This is a genomic window from Aeromonas sp. S13(2024), assembly GCF_041402405.1.
Classification (GTDB): Bacteria; Pseudomonadota; Gammaproteobacteria; order Enterobacterales; family Aeromonadaceae; genus Aeromonas; species Aeromonas veronii.
Genome location: NZ_JBGLRA010000010.1, coordinates 35,955 through 54,473, shown reverse-complemented (window position 1 = coordinate 54,473; position 18,519 = coordinate 35,955). Strand labels below are relative to the sequence as shown.

Below are 18,519 nucleotides of genomic sequence, written 5' to 3'. Positions count from 1 at the left end.
GAGCGAGCGCAGTGGCGGGAGTAGCAACGCGTTGGCCACCTGTGGTGGCCGAGAGGCTGACGGGCTGCTAGATGTAAAGGATTGTTGGCTGTGGCCGCAGATTTTTCTGCGCTGACGATGAGGGCGAGTGAGTCCTCTTGAGGCAGAATATCTCCCCCCTGTTTGACGTTGAAGTACAGGAGTCTTCGTGGCGCTTTCGGTAACCCAGCTTTATGAAGTGATGGCCCAGCTGCCAGATCCCGTCTTTATCCTCAGTGAAGATGGCTATTACGTGGAATATATCGGCGGCATGGAGCAGCAATCCTATCACGATGGCAATCCGCTGGCGGGCAAGCAGCTGGCCGATGTGCTGCCACCCGAGATGGCCATATGGGTCAAGGCGCAGGTAGCAGAGTCGCTGGCGAGCGGTCAGGTGCGAGTGGTGGAGTATGAGCTCTCCGCCGCCGAGGTGGGGGGGATTAATGCCGCCGCCGGGCCGCAAGGGATACAGCGTTTTGAGGGCAAGATTGCGCCGCTGCCCTCCCTCTATGACGGCAAGCGGGCGGTTGCCTGGGTGACCCGCAATATCACCCGCCAGTACGAGTTGCAGCAGCGACTGCTGCGCCAGAGTGAAACCGACCAGCTGACCGGCCTCTACAACCGCCGTTTCTTCTTCGAGCACTGCCAGCCGTTGCGGGCAGGGGAGGCGCCCTGCGGTCTTATCATGCTCGACATCGATCACTTCAAGCAGATCAACGATCGGTACGGCCACCAGCAGGGAGATCGGGCTTTGCAGCGATTCAGTGGCTGCATCGATGCCCTGTTGCGGGCGGACGATCTCTTTGTGCGCAGCGGCGGCGAGGAGTTTCTGATCCTGCTGCCGCGGATCGATGAAGCCGGTTTGCAGCAGATGGCGGAGCAGATCCGTGCCGCCGTCGAAGCGTTGCCTGCCGATCCGGTCGCCATCACGGTCAGTCTGGGCACAACTCTGGTGCAGCCGGAGGAGGAGATCAATCAGGCGCTGGCCCGGGCCGATGAGTGGCTCTATCGGGCCAAGCGGGCAGGCCGCAACCGGGTGGCCCACTGCCCGGCAGGTTGAAAGTGCCGCTCCGGTCGCTGTTGGAAATAGCCTGCGCTTTTACCCTGAATAAATTGGCTGACATCACAGTCAATTAGTATAAAAGTTGGCCGAACTATTTAACTCATATTCCACAGCTTAAGGTGTTAATATTATCGGCCTGATCGCTGGTCTTATTTGTGTTGTTGGGCAACAGCATGAGGTTTTATCGGTATGTTATCAAACAGGCGTGAATCTGGTTTTGGGTGACGAATGTGATACATCCTGTTGTCTTTTGAAACATTCCGATTCAAACAGTCATGAATTATTAACCTTGACCCGGATAGCGATTTCAACGATGGTAGCGTGGCAGCTCCGTTTCTCTCCGGTGGCCCTGTTGGTCGCTGGCGGCGTTGTTTTTTTCATGTGCAGGGCGATATGCAACGACATATCTCCAGCCTGTTATTCGGGCCAATAAAAATAATGATGACAGATTAATAAGGTATATATTGCAATGAGTGTTTCTATTGCTGAAAAGAGTAACCCTGTTTCAAAATTGAAATGGGAGAAAAGCGATTCGGTATGGACCATGGGCCTATATGCCACTGCTGTCGGTGCCGGTACGTTATTTCTCCCTATTACTGTTGGCAGTAATTCCCCGGTTATTTTGCTGTTTATTTTATTGCTGGCTTTTCCGCTTTCTTATTATTCCCACCGTGCATTGAGCCGCTTTGTGCTCTCCAGCTCCCATCGGGAAGGGGATATCACCCATGTGGTGGAGGAGCACTTCGGTGCCAAGGCGGGCAAGCTGCTGATGCTGGTCTATCTGATGGCCTTCTACCCCATCATTCTGGTCTACAGCATCTCCATCACCAATGCGATCCAGAGCTTCGTGGTCCACCAGCTGGGGGATGCCGAGCTTCCGCGCGGCTTGCTGGTGCTGGGGGTGATGCTGGGCCTGCATCTGGTGCTGCTGGCTGGCAAACAGATCGTGGTGTCGGCCATCAGCGTGCTGGCGCTGCCCATGGTCGCCTTTCTGATTGGCCTCTCTATCTATCTGCTGCCCCAGTGGAGCCTCTCCTATTTCAGCGAGAGTCAGGCGGTGGACTGGCGTGATCCGGCGTTCTGGAAATCCCTCTGGCTGATCGTGCCGGTGATGGTCTTCTCCTTCAGCCATGCGCCCATTATTTCTTCCTTCAGCGCGGCGCAGAAAAAGCGTTGTCAGGAGAGTGCTGACCTGCGCGCCAAGCGGATCATCAAGTACAGCAGTATGCTGATTTGCGGCAGCGTGCTCTTTTTCGTGGTGAGCTGCGTGATGAGTCTGAGTCAGGCCGAGATGGCGCTGGCCCGCACCGACAATATCTCCGTGCTGTCGGCGTTGGCGAACAAGTTTTCCAACCCGCTGATCGCCTATGTGGGGCCACTCATCGCCATTCTGGCCATGTCCAAATCCTTCCTCGGCACCTCCATGGGGGTGAGCGAGGGGACGGTGAGCATGGTGAGCGGTGCCTGTCAGGGGCTGGGCCTCTCTCTCAAGGAGTCGACCATCGCCCGGGTATCATCGGTGATCCTGTTTATGGTGACCGCCGTCATCACCTATCTGAACCCCAACGTGCTCGACATCATCGAGCGCGTCAGTGGCCCGCTGATCGCGGTGATCCTGTTTCTGCTGCCAGCCTGCTCCATCTATCGCTTGCCCGCACTCAAGCGTTATCGCGGGCCGAGTACCCTTTTTGTGTTGGTGATGGGGCTGCTTGCCATCTCGGCCCTTATCTACGATCTGCTTTGACCGGGCGGTATCCCGCACAAATCAAAAAGGGCGACCATCTGGTCGCCCTTTTTCTGTGCATCGGGGTTAGCCGAGCAGGCCGCTGGCGCTCTGGCCCGCCATCAGCAAGCCGATGGCCAGCACGCTGAACCAGACCAGGGTCGCACTTACCAGCAGATAGCCGCTGGCAACGAACAGACCGTCCCGTTGCAACATGCCGGTGGCCAGCAGCAGGATGGCCCAGGCAGGCATGGCGTTGGTAAACGGGATGGCGCCCAGGGGCAGCATCAGCAGCAGGGCGGCCAGCATGATCAGCAGGCCGTTGCAGCGGTTGACCGTGTTGCTGCCGGTCAGCACTAGCAGGCGCGGGCGGATAACGCGATCGACCCGGGCCAGCAGATCCGCCCCCTTGTGCAGGGTCGGCTTGAGCTGGTCAGCAGCGAAGCGACGCTCCATCAGCATGGCGGGCAGCCAGGGCACCCGATTGAGGGTGATGCCGATGCCGATAAAGAGGATCAGCAGGCCAAACGGGGTGCTGACCCCGGGAATGGAGACCGGCAGCAGGAAGGGGACGGTGAGCAGCACGCAAAACAGCAGCATGCCCTGCTCACCCACCAGCGTGAGCATCTGGCGCAGGCTGATGTGGCTCTCGTCGATGGCATGCGCGGTGGCCCGCAGGGTATCCGCGAGGGTAGTTTTGGGGTCGTTGAGTTGCGCGGCAACCATTCCCTGATGTCCTTTTGAGTGGTGATAACGGGCCCCGATGACCCGATTTGGCGCCAGCATACGTGGCAGAGGTTAACCGTCGATGAATGGTGGCGGGGGCGCATAGCGGCGCCAGTGGGGCGGCTCGGCAGAGGTTCCGGTGAGAGGGAAATCCCGCGATGAAAGTGATCCGGTACAGCCGCCGTTTAGGATGGGCCTAGGATGCCTCTGGTATGCTTTCTGCAGAATCACACAGGGAGCAGGGGATGATGATGAAGAGAGCCGGGATAGTGATGATGGGGCTGTTGCTGCCACTGGGGCAGGCCTGGAGTAGCGAGGCCGCGACCACATCCGGTTGGCAGGTGACGCCATTTTTTGGCTACAGCTCAGCCATCGACTTCGAGAAGAGCGATGAGGTGCAGCCGGTGCCGCTTTCTGCATCGTTTGATTCACTACAGGGGCAGAGCTCCGGCAGCTGGGGCCTCTTTATCAGCAAGGAGGTGGATGATCCCGGCATGATTGAGCTGCTCTACAGCCATCAGTCCACCACCCTCTCTCCCGACCAGCCTGACCGCCTGACGGTGGACATCCTGCACTTTGCTGGTGCGCTGACTCTCTCTGACAACCTGATGGCGCCCTATATCGGCGCCGGGATCGGGGTGACCCGCTTTGCCGCCTACGACAGCGAGGTGACCCCTTCCATGTCGCTGGCGCTCGGGGTGCAACCGCGCCTCGCCGAGCATCTGGCGCTGCGGGCCGAGGTGCGCGGTTATGGTTCGCTGGTCAACGACAACAATCAGTTTCTCTGCAACCCGGAGCAGTGCGTGTTCAAGGTGCGCGGGGAGCTGGTAACCCAATGGCAGGCCAATATCGGTCTTACCTTCCGCTTTTAGGCGAGGGGATTTTTCCCATGAAACAGGGGCCATTGGGCCCCTGTTTCAGCAGCAATGTTTCGCCGTGATCGGCAATCCACCGATAGCTCTTTACGCCTCCTTGTTAGTCGGCGTTGCCCATACCGCGCAGTTTCTGCCCGCCTCCTTGGCGCCATAAAGCGCCTGATCCACCCGTTTGAACAGCGAGACTGCAGGTTCCTTGGGCTCGCGGACCCCCACTCCCAGACTGACCGTCATGGTATGGGCCGGATCTGGGGCTATGGTGCGGGTCGCCGTGAGCAGGGTGTTGGCCAGTTGCTGCAGCTCGGCTTCGTGGGCGACGGGTAGCAGCAGGGCAAACTCTTCACCCCCGACACGGGCCGCCAGTGCACCGGGCGGGCAGTGCTGTTGCAACAGCTCGCCAAACTGCTGCAACACCCGATCCCCGATATCGTGGCCGTAGTTGTCATTGATCAGCTTGAAGTGATCGAGATCCAGCAGGATGAGAGCGTGGCAAATCCCCTGTTCCAGAAACAGCTGCTGATGAAAGTAGCGCCGGTTTGGCAGCCGGGTCAGATCGTCGAACAGCGCCTGTTGTCTGAGCTGGGTATTGATGTGGAAGAGGTGGTGCATGGTGCTCAGGATACCGATGCTGCTTAGCAGGATGCCGCTGGATCTCAGCAGATCCTCGGCATAGATGGCGAGCCAGAGTGGCTGCGCCACCAGCTCATCCATGATGTCGGCGGTGGCCCCCATGATCCACAACATCAGACCGCAGGAGAGCATGCGGTAGGTGTGGGTGGGCAGGTGGGCGCACTGCACCACCCAGAACAGGAACAGCATGGTGAGCCAGTTGATCACCTCGAAGCCAAAGCTGACGGCGTAAAAGCGCTCGTAGGGGAAGTGGGGCAGCAGCAACAGATGAAGGGCCATGATGGCCAGCATCACTATCCCCAGCAGCGCGATGTGGGCGCGATGCTCCCGGTCGAGATGACGGTAGTGGGAGAGGCTGATGTCGAGACGATCGAACTGCATGGTGTTCCTCGGATTGGGCCTGCCATCAGGTTGCAAACAAGGGGCTGTGTAATGGCATGCCGTGGTCGGATAACAGGAAACGGCTGGTCTGTCAGTGTAAACGAGCGGGCCCGCAGCGCGCGATATCGATGACGTCAGCTTGTGGGCTGGCTCAGGGTTTGCGCACTTCTGGTGCGTGAAGTATCGCCTGCCCTGTGACAGGGCGACCCTGGGCTGGTTAGCGCAGAGCGTGCGCCATTTTGGTGCGTTAACGATGGCTGAGATAGTTAATTTAATGATTTTTAAGGATTTAAATTTATGGCCCGCTTTATGCTTTTTAGATGTCAGACGGTCTCTTGCGGTCATCGACGGCAGACGCAGTGATGAGGAAGTGGCAAGAGGCATCCTCGTGCAGGGCGCGGGTGTGATTCTGGCGGGTTGCAGCAACACCTTGCGGTTCGCCACAGATTCAATCAGGGAAACGGAGCCGGTTTTGTACCGGTACGACAGGGAAGGAGAGTGCTCTATGGTCAAAAAATGGATGATGGCGGGTCTGACGATGTTGCCTGCCTTGCTGGTTACCCCAAGTTGGGCCGAAGAGGTCGCTCAGGTACAGGCGGCGGTGGCACCGGTTGCCGCCATGACAATCAACAAGGGTGACAACACCTGGATGCTGCTCTCGGCGGCGCTGGTGATCCTGATGTCGATCCCCGGTCTGGCCCTCTTCTACGGTGGTCTGGTGCGGGCCAAAAACATGCTGAGCGTGCTGATGCAGGTCTTTACCCTGTTCTGCCTTATCTGCGTGCTCTGGGTGATCTACGGCTATTCGCTGGCCTTTACCGAGGGGGGCAATTTCTACGGCTCCTTCAGCAAGGTGCTGCTCAAGGGTGTAACCCCTGACTCCATCGCCGCCACCTTCAGCAAGGGCGTCGGGATCAGCGAGCTGATCTATGTGGTGTTCCAGGGGGCCTTTGCCGCCATCACCTGCGGCCTTATCGTGGGGGCGTTTGCCGAGCGCATCAAGTTCGCTGCCGTGCTGCTCTTCTCGGTGATCTGGTTCACCTTCGCCTATATCCCGCTGGCTCATATGGTGTGGTACTGGGCGGGTCCGGATGCCTATACCAGCGCCGAGGCTGCGGCCACGGCGACTGCAACGGCGGGTTATCTGTTCCAGCATGGTGCGTTGGACTTTGCAGGCGGCACAGTGGTGCACATCAACGCCGCCGTGGCGGGTCTGGTGGGTGCCTATCTGGTGGGCAAGCGTCTGGGCTACGGTCGTGATCCCATGACCCCCCACAGCCTGACCATGACCATGATCGGCGCCTCCCTGCTCTGGTTCGGCTGGTTCGGTTTCAACGCGGGCTCCGCGCTGGAAGCCAACGGTATTGCCGCACTCGCCTTTATCAACACCTGGGTAGCGCCGGCTGCAGCAGCTCTCTCATGGACGCTGGCCGAGTGGGTGATGAAGGGACGTCCCTCCCTGCTGGGTGCGGCATCAGGTGCGGTGTCCGGTCTGGTGGTGATCACCCCGGCAGCCGGTTTCGTCGGTGTGGGTGGTGGTCTGGTGATGGGCCTTATCAGTGGCGTGGCGGGTCTGTGGGGGGTCCACGGTCTCAAGCGCCTGCTGGGTGCAGATGACAGTCTGGACGTGTTTGGCGTACACGGGGTGTGCGGCATTCTCGGCGCCCTGCTTACCGGCGTCTTTGCCAGCCCGGATCTGGGCGGCACCGGAGTGTGGGACTATGTCACCAATCAGGTTGCCGAGGGCTACTCCATCCTGACTCAGGTGAAGATCCAGGCTATCGGGGTCGGTGTCACTCTGCTCTGGTCCGGTGCCGTGGCGGCGATTGCCTTCAAGGCGGTCGACATGCTGGTGGGTCTGCGGGTGAATGGCGATGCCGAGCGGGAAGGGCTGGATGTCACCTCCCACGGCGAGAAGGCTTACAGCATGTAATCCCGAATGCCAGACAACAAAAAACCGCCGGAACCGGCGGTTTTTTTATGACTCTAAAGCTGCAAAGCCTGAGTTCACACGCTTAGTTCACGACGGCCACGTTGATGCTGCCATTGCCCTGGGTCATGCGTACACGGGCGCCCGGGGTGAAGGTGGGGCTGGCTTTCTGCACGACCACGATGGCTTCGCCATTCTCTTTCTTGATCTCCAGCTCGACGCCGTCGACCTGATTCATCTTGTTGCCGATGGCGTTACCTGCCGCTGCACCGGCGATGGCGCCGCCTGCGGCTGCGATGTCGCGTCCGGTGCCGCCACCGACTGTGCTGCCCAGCAGGCCACCGACTACGGCGCCGCCAATGGTGCCAATCAGGGAGTTCTCATCGGCCTGGATCTTCACCGGGCGAGTGGAGATGATGGTGCCGTAGCTGACGGTCTGCACCTGTTTGGCGCGGTCTTTGGTGTAAACATCGCCAGAGTAAACGTCACTGTTGGCGCATCCGGTGATGGTGGTCGCTGCCAGCAGGGCAATAAGGGTCATACGCTTCAACATGGTGGGCCTCCTGGGCTGCACGTAATTTGAACAATCCGGTTGATGAGTGAACTTTACTCCAACCCCGTCACACATGAAATCGGCAAAATGTAACCAATTATGCGTTCTGTAACCGGTTTTGTCCTTGAATCGCAGCTGTACCGGAGAGGGTTTTAACCAGCAGCAGACGGTCTTCTCCGGGGCCGAAATAGTCGGCTACTTCCGCCTGCAATGTGTAACCGAGCCGGTAGTAGAGGCGCTGGGCCGGATTGGCCGGATCGACCGTGAGCCGCAGTTCGCTGATCTGCAGCGCCTGCTGGTTGGCCTCCATCTGGCGCATCATGCGCTCGGCCAGACCAAAACCGCGCGCCTCGGGCAGCACCGCCAGCGAGAGTACCCAGCCTTGCGACCGCTCCTGACCGAATCCCCCCAGCACATACCCCACCAGCTGCCCCTCGTATTCGGCCACCAGCAACAACTCGGGCCACAAATCCATCGCCTGACGGAAGAAGAAGGCGGGATAGACATCTTCGCCAAACACCTTGGCATCGATCTGCCAGATGGCGTGCATGTCATTGTGGGTGGCGGTGCGTAGCAGGGGCGGGTTGTGGTGCATCAGGACTCCATTGGCAGCAAACGGATCGGCAACGCCGCTGACCTTGGGGTCAACGGCAAAAAAGGAGTCATAGGGTAGTGGTCATCCCCTGCCGGATGCAAGGGATTGGCGGTTATGGCGGCAGGGGGCGGCTCTGGGGCAGTTTGGGCGCTTTGCGCAAGCCGTCGAGCAGGTGGCGGAGGGTGAGCCAAGGGTGGCGCAGCAACATGCGCGGGCCGCTCCACTTCATCACCTGCTGGATCTGTTTGCGCATCGCCGGTGCGTAGCAGTGGATATTGCAGTTGGCACAGGTGGGTTTGTGGCCGTGGCCATAACGGCAGCGACGAAGGCGCTGATGGGCGAAATCCCGCAACTGGCGACAGTGGCGGCAATGGGGATCCTGATGATGGTGCTGGCAGTAGAGGCGGATCATGGCGCTGACTGTCTGCTGCTCGCGTATGAGTCTGGGATGGTCACTCGCCTTTTTGCTGGCTGCGGCGTGTGAGCCCCGGGCTGGGCTGGCATGATGACTTTTCATGGCCGCCATTCTCCTGACCTGCTCGTTTTGGGTGTTGATACAGGTCAAAAGGGGGGATAAAAAACAGGGCCCGCAGGCCCTGTGTCATCAGATGAGGCTGGTTGCCTGCTCCAGCCAGGTGAGATCCTCGCCCTCGAGCAGCGGGCTCAGGCGGCGGAACACCTCGACATGGTATTCGTTGATCCAGCGGAATTCGGCCGGGCTCAGCAGGCTGCGGTCGATCAGGCGGGTATCGAACGGTACATAGGTCAGACGCTCGAAGCCCAGCATGGGCAGCTCGCCAACCTGTTCCTGCTCGGTCACGACTACCAGGTTCTCGCAGCGGATGCCGAAGCCATCTTCACGGTAGTAGCCCGGCTCGTTGGAGAGCACCATGCCCGGTTGCAGGGCAACCATGCTCCCTTTCGGCGCGATGCGCTGGGGCCCTTCGTGGACGCTCAGGAAGTGGCCGACGCCGTGGCCGGTGCCGTGGTCATAGTTGTAACCGGCTTGCCACAGCGGCATGCGGGCCAGCACGTCGAGCTGGATTCCGGCGGTGCCGCGGGGGAAGCGGGCCTGATCCAGCGCGATATGCCCCTGCAGCACCCGGGTAAACATTGCTTTCTGCTCGTCGCTCACCTCACCCACCTTGATGGTGCGGGTGATGTCGGTGGTGCCATCCATATACTGGGCGCCGGAGTCCAGCAGATAGAGGCTGTCCTGGCCAAACGCGCGTGGGGTGCCGTTGGTGTGGTGGTAGTGGCACATGGCGGCGTTGGGGCCTAGCGCGGAGATGGTATCGAAGCTCGGCTCGACGTAGTGCTCCTGCTCGCGGCGGAACGCTTCCACCTGATCGGCCAGGGTGCCTTCATCCACCCCTTCGAACTCGCCGGAGGCGACCAGCCGATCCAGCCAGGCGAGGAAGCGGGTCATGGCCACACCATCTCGCAGATGAGCGGCACGCATGCCGGTCAGCTCGATCTCGTTCTTGCACGCTTTCGGCAGCATGGTGGGGTCTTGCCCTGCCACCAGAATGGCGCCCGCCTCTTCCATGACGAGCTGGGTCCAGGCGTTGGCGCTGTCCGGATCGGCCAGCACCTTCTGCTGATCTTCACCGATGCGCTGCAACACGTCGCCCAGCTTGTCGATGGGGTAGACGGAGACATCCTGCCCCACGTGTTGGGTGAAGGCGAAGCAGTCAATCTTGTCGGTATCGACGAAGAAATCCATGCTGGTGTTGGCGTAGAGCACCGCAAAGCCCAGCACCACCGGCAGCCGGTCGATGTCGCGGCCACGCAGGTTGAGCAGCCAGTTGATGGGCTCGGCCTGGGTCAGCAGCACGGCATCCAGCCCGCGCTTGCGCAGGTCGGCCGCCAGCTGTTCACGTTTGGACTGGCTGGACTGGCCCGCCAGCTCCTCGCTGTAGAGGATGACCGGGCTCTTGGTCGGCTCCGGGCGATCGCTCCAGTTCAGGTCGATGGGGTTCTGCTCGACGCGGATCAGCTCGATACCGCGGTCGGCCAGCACGGCCTTGGCATTCTTGTACCAGGTCAGGCTGTGCAGGCGGGCATCGAAGCCAACTCGGGAGCCTGACGGCAGCTGCTCAGCCAGCCACTGCACATGGGGATTTTCAATGAGGTGGAGGAATTCGAACAGTTCGGCGGGAGTTTGCATCCGCGCCTGCACCGTATAGCGACCATCGACAAAGAGGGCTGCCCGCTGGGCCATGATGATGGCAACGCCGGCAGAGCCGTTGAAACCGGTGATCCAGTCAAGCCGCTCGGCATAGGCGGGGATGTACTCGCCGAGGTGCTCATCATCGTGGGGGACGATAAATGCGTCCAACTCCTGCATGGCCAGCTCGGCCCTGACTTGGGCGACGCGGGTTTCAATTATCTCGAAATTATTCATGTCGTTAGTGCCAGATGGTTGCTATATGAGTGTTCAGTTTTTATGGCCGCTGGCCAGGATCCGCTTGATCGACTGACCTGCCGCTTCGATATGCTGCCTAAGCAGCACCACCGCCTCGTGCTTGCGCCGGGCGCGGCACAGTTCCAGCAATTGGGCGTGTTCACGCTCCGCCTTGTCCACGCCGTCGCTGGCAAACAGCAGCTCGAAGCGGACATAGCGGTCACAGCTCAGATTGATCTGGGCGATCAGTTCAAGTGCCTGGGGGCGACCGGCTGCCTGATAGAGGGTGGCGTGAAAGCTGTGGTTCAACTCGGCCCAATGTTCGATCTGGGTGCCTGACTCCAGGGCATGATCAAACTGGGCGAGGATCGCCTCCGCTTGCGCGAAGGTGGCTTCCGTCATCTTGTCGACGGCGTGAAACAGGGTATCGGCTTCCAGCAGCGCTCGCAAATAAAAGAGCTCTTCGATGGCCGAGGCGTCCAGCATGGTGACCACGGCGCCGCGATGGGCTTCGAACTTCACCAGCCCCTGCGCTTCCAGCTGCATCAGGGCTTCGCGCACCGGAATGCGGCTCACGGCCAGCTCTTTGGCAATGGCATCCTGACGCAAGGGGGCGCCGGCGGGGAACTCCCCACGGAGGATCCGGCCACGGAGGTTTTCCATCACCATCTGGGTTCGGGTCTTGTAGGGTGGGGTCATGGTCGGGTCACGATTGGGCGTTACAGAATTGTATATTGTATAAAGTTTGGCTGAATCTAACCTGTCACAACAGGCAAAGGCAAGGTTTTGGCCCCTTTAATGGGAGCGATGGCGGCGTTCGGGGCTCCACAAAAACAAAAATGCCGGTCAGCGTGGCTGACCGGCATGATGTCACTGATACGAAGCGAGCCTGTTACAGCTGCGGGCCTGCCGCAATCAGACGTTTGCCTTCATCGTTATCGGTGAAGCGCTCGAAGTTCTTGATGAAGCGCCCTGCCAGATCGACGGCCTTGGCATCCCACTCGGCCTTGTCGGCGTAAGTGTCGCGCGGGTCGAGGATCGCCGGGTTCACATCGTGCAGCGCGGTCGGGATCTCCAGATTGAAGATCGGCAGCACCTTGGTCTCGGCCTTCTCGATGGAGCCATCCAGGATGGCGTCGATGATGGCGCGGGTATCCTTGATGGAGATGCGCTTGCCGGTGCCGTTCCAGCCGGTGTTGACCAGATAGGCCTCTGCACCTGCCGCTTCCATCCGTTTCACCAGCTCCTGACCGTACTTGGTCGGGTGCAGGGAGAGGAAGGCTGCGCCGAAGCAGGAGGAGAAGGTTGGAGTCGGCTCTGTGATGCCGCGCTCGGTACCGGCCAGTTTGGCGGTGAAGCCAGAGAGGAAGTGGTACTTGGTCTGCTCCTTGGTCAGCTTGGAGACCGGGGGCAGCACGCCGAAGGCGTCGGCAGTCAGGAAGATCACCTTGGTGGCGTGACCTGCCTTGGAGACCGGCTTGACGATGTTGTCGATGTGATAGATGGGGTAGGAGACGCGGGTGTTCTCGGTCTTGGAGCCATCATCGAAGTCGATGGTGCCATCTGCGGCAACAGTCACGTTCTCCAGCAGCGCATCGCGACGGATAGCGTGGTAGATGTCCGGCTCAGCCTCTTCGGAGAGCTTGATGGTCTTGGCGTAGCAGCCCCCTTCGAAGTTGAACACGCCGTGGTCATCCCAGCCGTGCTCGTCATCGCCGATCAGCTGACGCTTGGGATCGGTGGAGAGGGTGGTCTTGCCGGTGCCGGAGAGGCCGAAGAAGATGGCGACGTCGCCGTCCTGACCCACGTTGGCGGAGCAGTGCATGGAGGCAATGCCGCGCAGGGGCAGGAAGTAGTTCATCATGGAGAACATGCCCTTCTTCATCTCGCCGCCGTACCAGGTGCCACCGATGAGCTGCATCTTCTCGGTCATGTTAAAGGCAACAAAGTTCTCGGAGTTGAGACCCTGCTCCTTCCAATTCGGGTTGGTGCACTTGGCACCGTTCATCACCACGAAGTCAGGCTTGAAGGTTTTCAGCTCTTCATCGCTCGGACGGATGAACATGTTTTTCACGAAGTGTGCCTGCCAGGCCACCTCGGTGATGATGCGCACGGCCAGGCGGGTATCCGGGTTGGCACCGCAGAAACCGTCGACCACAAACAGGCGCTTGCCGGAGAGCTGTTTGGTGACCAGCCCTTTCAGATGTGACCACACTTCCGGGGTAATGGCTTTGTTATCGTTTTTACCCTGGTCAGACCACCACACAGTATCCTGGGTAGTGGCATCTTTGACGATATATTTATCTTTCGGGGAGCGACCGGTGAAGATACCGGTGTTTACGTTGACGGCGCCCAGCTCGGTCACCACACCGCGCTCGAACCCTTCCAGGTCAGGGCGTGTCTCTTCGGCGAAAAGCTGCTCGTAAGAGGGGTTGCGAACGATTTCTTGGCTGTTTTTGATGCCGTACTGGTCCAGTCCTAATTGTTGGGCCAGGGTGGGTTCTGCCACGATTGTCATTGTATTCTCCTGGGTTCAGAGGTTGGTAGGGTTCTATCTGACGGTCATCCTATCACTTAGGTGGTAGAGTTTAGCGATCGCCATCAAACTTTATAAAATAGGGTATTTTTTTGTTATTAAAGTTAAAGGCGGGTTTTGCCCGCCTTTAATTAGTGTAACTTGTTTGCATCATTGCCGGGAGCCCTGCTGAACAGGGTTTCGACATCGATCCCATTAAATTGGTACTGGGCGCCGCAATAATCACAGTGCATGTCGATCTTGCCGAGCTCCTGCACCATCTCCATGACCTCTTCCTTTTCTATCTGCAACAGGGCCCCTTCGCAGCGCTCGCGGGAGCAGGTGCAACGGAACTCGACCGCCTGCGGATCGAACACCCGCACCTTGTCCTGATGGTAGAGACGGTAGAGGATCTCTTCTGCCTGCAGGCCGAACAGCTCTTCATCCTTGATAGTGCTGGTGAGCTGGGTCAGGTGATCGAAATCGTTGCTGTGATCCTCGCTCTGGGCGGGCAGCTCCTGCAGCATGATGCCGGCAGCGCGCGGCGCACCTTCGTGGTAGCCGGTGCGGATCCACAGCTTGGTGGCCAGCTGTTCGGAGCGGGCAAAGTAGTGCTCCAGGCAGCCCGCCAGGGTGTCGGCATCCAGCGCGATGATGCCCTGATAGCGCTCGCCCTGTTCCGGGGTGATGGTGATGATCAGCTGGCCATTGCCAATCAGGCTCTGCAGCTTGCCATCGCTCGGCAGCTCACCTTCATAGCGGGCCACGCCGCGCAGCTGCTGGTTGTTGTCACCGTTGATCACGGCCAGACGCACCGGGCCATCGCCTTGCAGTTGCACTGTGATGGAGCCTTCAAACTTGAGGGTGGCGGTCAGCAGGCTGGTGGCGACCAGCAGCTCGCCCAGCAGTTTTTGCACCTGCACCGGGTAGTTCTGGGCTTCCACCACGTGGCGGTAGGTGTGATCCAGCTGGACCAGCTCGCCACGCACTTCGTACTCTTCAAACAGATAGCGATACAGCAGATCTTGGTTGCTCATCATGTATTCCTGGCTTTTCGGTGAGGTAAATCGGGCGGGCTGGGTTTGAGGTCAGCCCGGTATCAAATCGGGGTCGGTCAGTACTGTTTGACCTTGAGCAACTGGCGTCGCTCCTGCTTGTCGGGGCGGCGCTCGGGGCTGGGGGCAAACTGGCTGTTGAAGCGGCGCGCCTCGCTGTTCTCGGCCCGTTTTTTCAGGCTCTCTGCGGTCTCTTCATAGAGCTGCTGGGCCAGCGGGGCCGATTTGCGCTGCTCGCTCAAGGCCAGCACCCGCACTTCGCGTTCGTCCTGCCCCTGCCAGAAGCGGATCAGTGCACCCACTTCCACCTGTTTGCCCGGTTTGCTGCGCTGACCATTGTAGTGCACCTTGCCCCCGTCTATCTGATCCCGCGCAATGGAGCGGGTCTTGTAGAAACGGGCCGCCCACAACCACTTGTCGAGACGAACCTCGAGGGCACTTTCTGCATGATTGGGCATGAACAGGCTCCATAACGGGGAAAAGAGGTGGTCGATTATACCAGAGCACGGGGTCGGGATAGAAACCGGGCAGCCGCCGCGTGGGGCGCAAACCATGTCAAGGTGATGCAACATATGGGCAGTTTGCTGATTCACAAGGGAAAGCGCTGCTTTATCGGGTATCCATGGGGGCTGGGAGGGGCCTTCATACCGCGCATATAACACAGCCGCCCCGGTTGGGGGCGGCAGCGTTCACATCCGTTGACCACTGCTTAGTCAGAAGTGATCGTGCTGATCCGGCTTCTTCTGGTCGTGGGGGCCTTCGCTGTGGGCGATGGCGGTGCGGATGAGATCAACCCCGGCGCGGATAATCAGCACCCCCATGTTGACCAGCTTGACGCAGACCCACATGAAGGTGATGAGCAGGATCAGCTTGAGCACGGTCTGGAACGCTTCCAGGAAATTCTGCTCCAGCTGGGCGGTCAGGCCGTTGGCGCTGGTCATCAGCCAGGTGTAGACCTCGCGCACGAACGGGATGCGGCTTGGCATCTCCAGTACATCCAGTGCGGCAGGGAGCGCCTGGAAGATGACGATGCTGCCGAACAGGATCAAAATGACACCGATGGCGATGCCGAGGAAAAAGCCGAACTGTCTCATGGAGGGCTCCAGCGTTTGCTGCATGAAATTGAAGATAGCCGCCAATAGTAGGGAGTGCCCTGCTTCATCGCAATCTTCCGCGCACCGCCAGCGCGGCGGGAACGGCGGCGATCCGGCCGTTACCGTTGCCCAACTATCTGATTTCTGGGAGGCTTGTCGCCATTGTGCATAGGGAAAGCAAATTGATGTCGAGAACCCTCTTTTTACTCTTGCTGGCGCTGTTTGCCGCTCTGCCAGCCCTGAGTGCCGAACCGGCGGCACCGACGGCAGCCACCTGCGCCATTCGTCATCAGGATCAACTGCTGCTGGTGCAGGATCGCATCTCCTCTCGTTACAGCCTGAGCGGTGGCTATATCGATGGCGGCGAGAGCCCGCAGCAGGCGGCGCTGCGCGAACTCTTTGAGGAGACCGGCTTGCGGGGGGAGGTGGTGCAGGAGTTGGGCCGCTGGCAGCGGGCGCTTATCTTCGCTTGTCGCACGCTGGAGCCTATCGTCGCCCAGCAAGATTCCGATTTTGTCTCTCTGCTGAAAGCTCCCAATCTGGGCGGGGAGATCCTTAACGCCCGGCTGATCGCCATCGACCAGCTCCCCCGCGAGCAGCGCCGCTTCCCGGATCAGCTCGACTGGCTGCAATCCCGACTGGATAAGGTGCCGGAGAGCGAGGTGCACTGGCAGGCCGATTTCGTGGCGCAGGGCAATGCGCTGCATCAGGTCGAGATCCCGCTGATGCTGCACCTGCAACAGTGGCTGGGGCCTGATGTCTGGTGGCTGTCGGTCAGCAATCTGTTTGGTTCAGGCGGCTTTCAGCTTGCCCTGATACCTTTGCTGCTCCCGCTGCTGGGGTGGCCGCGGCTGCGCCAGCTACTGTTCGCCATGCTCTGGCTCGGCTTGCTGGTGCAGGCAAGCAAGGAGGGGATCGGCTGGCCGCGCCCCTTCCATCTGCAACCTGAACTGGCAACCCAGAGTGCGCAAGGCTTTGGCATGCCGAGCGGCCACACCGCCTCGGCCCTGCTGTTCTGGGGGGCGCTGCTTGGCTGGCTCTGGCCTGCCCGGCGGGGGCTGGCCTATTCGCTGGCCTTGCTGCTGGCGCTGACCACAGGTCTGGCGCGGGTATGGCTCGGGGTGCACTTTATCTCCGATGTGGCGGTTGGCCTGCTGATTGGCGCCTTGCTGCTGGCTGTTCGCCCATACTGGCGGCTGGATCAGTGCGCTTCTGCTTGGGGCTTGCTTATCGCTGCCGCACTGGTTTGCGCTGGCCTGACCCAGTCGGCCCATCTGGCCGGGATCGGGCTGGCGGCCCTCGGGATCTGGGTTGGCGGTTTGCGCTCCCTGACTCGCGGCGGTTATCCCCCCATTGTGACCGGCGCGGTCACGCTGGCGGGGGGCGCACTGATCGGGGCGGGGCTGTGGGCGCTGCCGCTGCTGACCAGCAGCTCGCTCACTATCCTGCTCGGCCAGTTATCGCTCTTTTTCGGGCTGGGGCTCTGGTTGAGCGCTGGCCTCTGGTGGATACTCTCTTTCTTGAAATGCGACACTCGACCCAAGGGCAACGGCTCTGACAAGGGAACTCTATGAATGTGAAAAAAGTGGATTTGGCCAAGATAACCCTGGGGGTGCTGTTTCTCAGCATCCTGATTATCTCCTGTTTCTTGGTGTTGCAGCCCTTCCTGCCTGCGCTGGTGTGGGCCACCATGATCACCATCGCCACCTGGCCGCTGATGCTGACGGTGCAGCGCCTGTTGTGGGGCAAGCGCACCTTGGCGGCCCTCTTTATGACGCTGGTGCTGCTGTTGATGTTCGTTATCCCGCTCTTTATGACGCTGGCCAATGTGGCGGAGAAGGCCCCCATGCTGATCGAGCTGGGTACCCATATCAGCCAGTCACCGCCGCCGGAGCTGCTCTGGTTGCAACAGATCCCGCTGGTGGGCGACAAGCTCTATGACTTCTGGCAGCAAATTCTGGCGAGCGGTGGTCAGGTGCTGTTTGCCAAGCTGGCCCCCTATTTCGGTCAGACCGCCCGCTGGCTGGCCTCTCAGGCCGGTAATCTGGGGCTGCTGTTTGTTCACTTCCTGCTGACGGTCGGTATCTGCGGGGTGCTTTATCACTCCGGTGAAGTGGTGGCGACCGGCATTCGCCGCTTTGCCCACCGGCTGGCGGGTCAGCGTGGTGACAATGCCACCGTGCTCGCTTCACAGGCGATCCGCGCCGTGGCGATGGGGGTGGTGGTGACCGCGCTGGTGCAATCTTCGGTGGCCGGTGTCGGCCTGCTGATTGCCGGTATCCCCTACGCCATGGTGCTGGTGGTGGTGATGTTCCTGCTGATCGTCGCCCAGATCGGCCCCTTCCCGGTGCTGCTGGCCTGTATCGGCTACCTCTACTGGAGCGGCGACACCACCTGGGGCACCTTCCTGCTGGTGTGGTCACTGATTGCGGGCACCATGGACAACTTCCTGCGCCCCTTCCTGATCAAGCGTGGCGCCGACCTGCCACTCATCCTCATTCTGGTGGGGGTAATCGGTGGCTTGCTGACCATGGGGATCATCGGTCTCTTTATCGGCCCCGTGGTGTTGGCGGTGGGCTACACCCTGCTGGATGCCTGGATCAAGGAAGATGATCAACCGGCGACCGCCGCGGTGGACGCGCCCAAGGCCCAATAACGATTCAGTACAAAGACGATTCGGTAACAAGACGAATCAGTCACCATCGCTGCTGCCAGGAGCCGCCCATAAGGGCGGCTCTGTTATTTGTAGTGATTGTGATTATGGCGATCGAGTCAGATTGGTTGATCCTTGCCAACCTCCATATCCCACATATGACCGTCTCATGTAGGTTCGATTAGCGAAGCGTAATCGGACGATCGAGATGCCGCCGTCCCGGTGTTTCCGTGGATCAGCGGCATCTGGCAGAGGAGAAATATGGATGGCCGTTATAGCGGGGGTAATTGCTTTACGCGAA

The 18,519-nt window shown here is 60.0% G+C and carries 17 protein-coding genes; 6 read left to right on the top strand and 11 right to left on the bottom strand.

What is annotated here, in order from left to right; all coding sequences use genetic code 11:
* Window positions 1-187 precede the first annotated feature (187 nt).
* Both ACB042_RS13925 and ACB042_RS13920 read left to right on the top strand, forming a co-directional pair.
* Complete coding sequence (locus ACB042_RS13925; RefSeq protein ID WP_371178585.1) at window positions 188-1,078, top strand: diguanylate cyclase; 891 nt, start codon at window positions 188-190, stop codon at window positions 1,076-1,078.
* A 472-nt stretch (window positions 1,079-1,550) separates the two neighbouring features.
* On the top strand, window positions 1,551-2,825 hold the full coding sequence (locus ACB042_RS13920) for an amino acid permease (RefSeq protein ID WP_101530032.1): 1,275 nt from the start codon (window positions 1,551-1,553) through the stop codon (window positions 2,823-2,825).
* A gap of 66 nt (window positions 2,826-2,891) precedes the next feature.
* On the opposite strand, the gene ACB042_RS13915 is transcribed toward ACB042_RS13920, so the two are convergent.
* The gene (locus ACB042_RS13915) at window positions 2,892-3,530 is read right to left on the bottom strand and encodes an exopolysaccharide biosynthesis protein (protein WP_186301901.1); all 639 of its coding nucleotides are present in this window, start codon (window positions 3,528-3,530) and stop codon (window positions 2,892-2,894) included.
* A 251-nt stretch (window positions 3,531-3,781) separates the two neighbouring features.
* Between ACB042_RS13915 and ACB042_RS13910 the strand changes: the two genes are divergently transcribed.
* Window positions 3,782-4,402: an outer membrane beta-barrel protein gene (locus ACB042_RS13910; RefSeq protein WP_236356144.1), complete on the top strand. Its 621-nt coding sequence runs from the start codon at window positions 3,782-3,784 to the stop codon at window positions 4,400-4,402.
* Between the two features lie 90 nt (window positions 4,403-4,492).
* Here the strand turns inward: ACB042_RS13910 and ACB042_RS13905 are convergent, their stop codons facing one another.
* Window positions 4,493-5,416: a GGDEF domain-containing protein gene (locus tag ACB042_RS13905; RefSeq protein ID WP_371178584.1), complete on the bottom strand. Its 924-nt coding sequence runs from the start codon at window positions 5,414-5,416 to the stop codon at window positions 4,493-4,495.
* Between the two features lie 505 nt (window positions 5,417-5,921).
* Between ACB042_RS13905 and amt the strand changes: the two genes are divergently transcribed.
* Window positions 5,922-7,349 (top strand): ammonium transporter, encoded by a 1,428-nt coding sequence (amt, locus tag ACB042_RS13900; RefSeq protein WP_005355035.1) that lies wholly within the window; start codon window positions 5,922-5,924, stop codon window positions 7,347-7,349.
* Between the two features lie 82 nt (window positions 7,350-7,431).
* Here the strand turns inward: amt and ACB042_RS13895 are convergent, their stop codons facing one another.
* The 9 genes from ACB042_RS13895 to ACB042_RS13855 form a co-directional block, all read right to left on the bottom strand.
* Entirely contained in the window at window positions 7,432-7,899 is a 468-nt protein-coding gene (locus ACB042_RS13895) for a glycine zipper 2TM domain-containing protein (protein ID WP_005340126.1), read from the bottom strand.
* 97 nt (window positions 7,900-7,996) lie between these two features.
* On the bottom strand, window positions 7,997-8,494 hold the full coding sequence (locus ACB042_RS13890; protein WP_005340127.1) for a GNAT family N-acetyltransferase: 498 nt from the start codon (window positions 8,492-8,494) through the stop codon (window positions 7,997-7,999).
* A gap of 112 nt (window positions 8,495-8,606) precedes the next feature.
* The gene (locus ACB042_RS13885; protein WP_371178582.1) at window positions 8,607-9,011 is read right to left on the bottom strand and encodes a nitrous oxide-stimulated promoter family protein; all 405 of its coding nucleotides are present in this window, start codon (window positions 9,009-9,011) and stop codon (window positions 8,607-8,609) included.
* An 87-nt stretch (window positions 9,012-9,098) separates the two neighbouring features.
* Window positions 9,099-10,901, bottom strand: a complete 1,803-nt coding sequence (locus tag ACB042_RS13880; protein WP_371178581.1) for an aminopeptidase P family protein — start codon at window positions 10,899-10,901, stop codon at window positions 9,099-9,101.
* 33 nt (window positions 10,902-10,934) lie between these two features.
* On the bottom strand, window positions 10,935-11,600 hold the full coding sequence (locus tag ACB042_RS13875) for a GntR family transcriptional regulator (protein WP_005340138.1): 666 nt from the start codon (window positions 11,598-11,600) through the stop codon (window positions 10,935-10,937).
* 193 nt (window positions 11,601-11,793) lie between these two features.
* The gene (pckA, locus tag ACB042_RS13870) at window positions 11,794-13,419 is read right to left on the bottom strand and encodes a phosphoenolpyruvate carboxykinase (ATP) (protein WP_371178580.1); all 1,626 of its coding nucleotides are present in this window, start codon (window positions 13,417-13,419) and stop codon (window positions 11,794-11,796) included.
* A gap of 149 nt (window positions 13,420-13,568) precedes the next feature.
* The gene (hslO, locus tag ACB042_RS13865) at window positions 13,569-14,453 is read right to left on the bottom strand and encodes an Hsp33 family molecular chaperone HslO (protein ID WP_371178579.1); all 885 of its coding nucleotides are present in this window, start codon (window positions 14,451-14,453) and stop codon (window positions 13,569-13,571) included.
* Window positions 14,454-14,530: 77 nt separating this feature from the next.
* A complete protein-coding gene (gene hslR / locus ACB042_RS13860) occupies window positions 14,531-14,929 on the bottom strand; it encodes a ribosome-associated heat shock protein Hsp15 (protein WP_005340141.1) in 399 nt (132 codons plus the stop codon).
* 255 nt (window positions 14,930-15,184) lie between these two features.
* On the bottom strand, window positions 15,185-15,565 hold the full coding sequence (locus tag ACB042_RS13855) for a hypothetical protein (RefSeq protein ID WP_005340143.1): 381 nt from the start codon (window positions 15,563-15,565) through the stop codon (window positions 15,185-15,187).
* Between the two features lie 185 nt (window positions 15,566-15,750).
* On the opposite strand from ACB042_RS13855, the gene ACB042_RS13850 reads away from it, so the two are divergent.
* Complete coding sequence (locus tag ACB042_RS13850) at window positions 15,751-17,139, top strand: phosphatase PAP2 family protein (RefSeq protein WP_371178578.1); 1,389 nt, start codon at window positions 15,751-15,753, stop codon at window positions 17,137-17,139.
* The gene (gene ydiK / locus ACB042_RS13845) at window positions 17,136-18,221 is read left to right on the top strand and encodes an AI-2E family transporter YdiK (protein WP_371178577.1); all 1,086 of its coding nucleotides are present in this window, start codon (window positions 17,136-17,138) and stop codon (window positions 18,219-18,221) included. Before ACB042_RS13850 ends, ydiK begins: the two co-directional genes overlap by 4 nt.
* The last annotated feature ends 298 nt before the right edge of the window (window positions 18,222-18,519 follow it).

Excerpts from the sequence above, each read along its gene's own strand:
- ACB042_RS13905 (WP_371178584.1), bottom strand. The coding sequence starts at position 5,416 with ATGCAGTTCGATCGTCTCGACATCAGCCTCTCCCACTACCGTCATCTC.
- ACB042_RS13880 (WP_371178581.1), bottom strand. The coding sequence starts at position 10,901 with ATGAATAATTTCGAGATAATTGAAACCCGCGTCGCCCAAGTCAGGGCC.
- pckA (WP_371178580.1), bottom strand. The coding sequence starts at position 13,419 with ATGACAATCGTGGCAGAACCCACCCTGGCCCAACAATTAGGACTGGAC.
- ACB042_RS13885 (WP_371178582.1), bottom strand. The coding sequence starts at position 9,011 with ATGAAAAGTCATCATGCCAGCCCAGCCCGGGGCTCACACGCCGCAGCC.
- ACB042_RS13895 (WP_005340126.1), bottom strand. The coding sequence starts at position 7,899 with ATGTTGAAGCGTATGACCCTTATTGCCCTGCTGGCAGCGACCACCATC.
- ACB042_RS13890 (WP_005340127.1), bottom strand. The coding sequence starts at position 8,494 with ATGCACCACAACCCGCCCCTGCTACGCACCGCCACCCACAATGACATG.
- hslO (WP_371178579.1), bottom strand. The coding sequence starts at position 14,453 with ATGAGCAACCAAGATCTGCTGTATCGCTATCTGTTTGAAGAGTACGAA.
- ACB042_RS13850 (WP_371178578.1), top strand. The coding sequence starts at position 15,751 with ATGTCGAGAACCCTCTTTTTACTCTTGCTGGCGCTGTTTGCCGCTCTG.
- ACB042_RS13910 (WP_236356144.1), top strand. The coding sequence starts at position 3,782 with ATGAAGAGAGCCGGGATAGTGATGATGGGGCTGTTGCTGCCACTGGGG.
- ACB042_RS13915 (WP_186301901.1), bottom strand. The coding sequence starts at position 3,530 with ATGGTTGCCGCGCAACTCAACGACCCCAAAACTACCCTCGCGGATACC.
- ydiK (WP_371178577.1), top strand. The coding sequence starts at position 17,136 with ATGAATGTGAAAAAAGTGGATTTGGCCAAGATAACCCTGGGGGTGCTG.
- hslR (WP_005340141.1), bottom strand. The coding sequence starts at position 14,929 with ATGCCCAATCATGCAGAAAGTGCCCTCGAGGTTCGTCTCGACAAGTGG.
- amt (WP_005355035.1), top strand. The coding sequence starts at position 5,922 with ATGGTCAAAAAATGGATGATGGCGGGTCTGACGATGTTGCCTGCCTTG.
- ACB042_RS13875 (WP_005340138.1), bottom strand. The coding sequence starts at position 11,600 with ATGACCCCACCCTACAAGACCCGAACCCAGATGGTGATGGAAAACCTC.
- ACB042_RS13920 (WP_101530032.1), top strand. The coding sequence starts at position 1,551 with ATGAGTGTTTCTATTGCTGAAAAGAGTAACCCTGTTTCAAAATTGAAA.
- ACB042_RS13855 (WP_005340143.1), bottom strand. The coding sequence starts at position 15,565 with ATGAGACAGTTCGGCTTTTTCCTCGGCATCGCCATCGGTGTCATTTTG.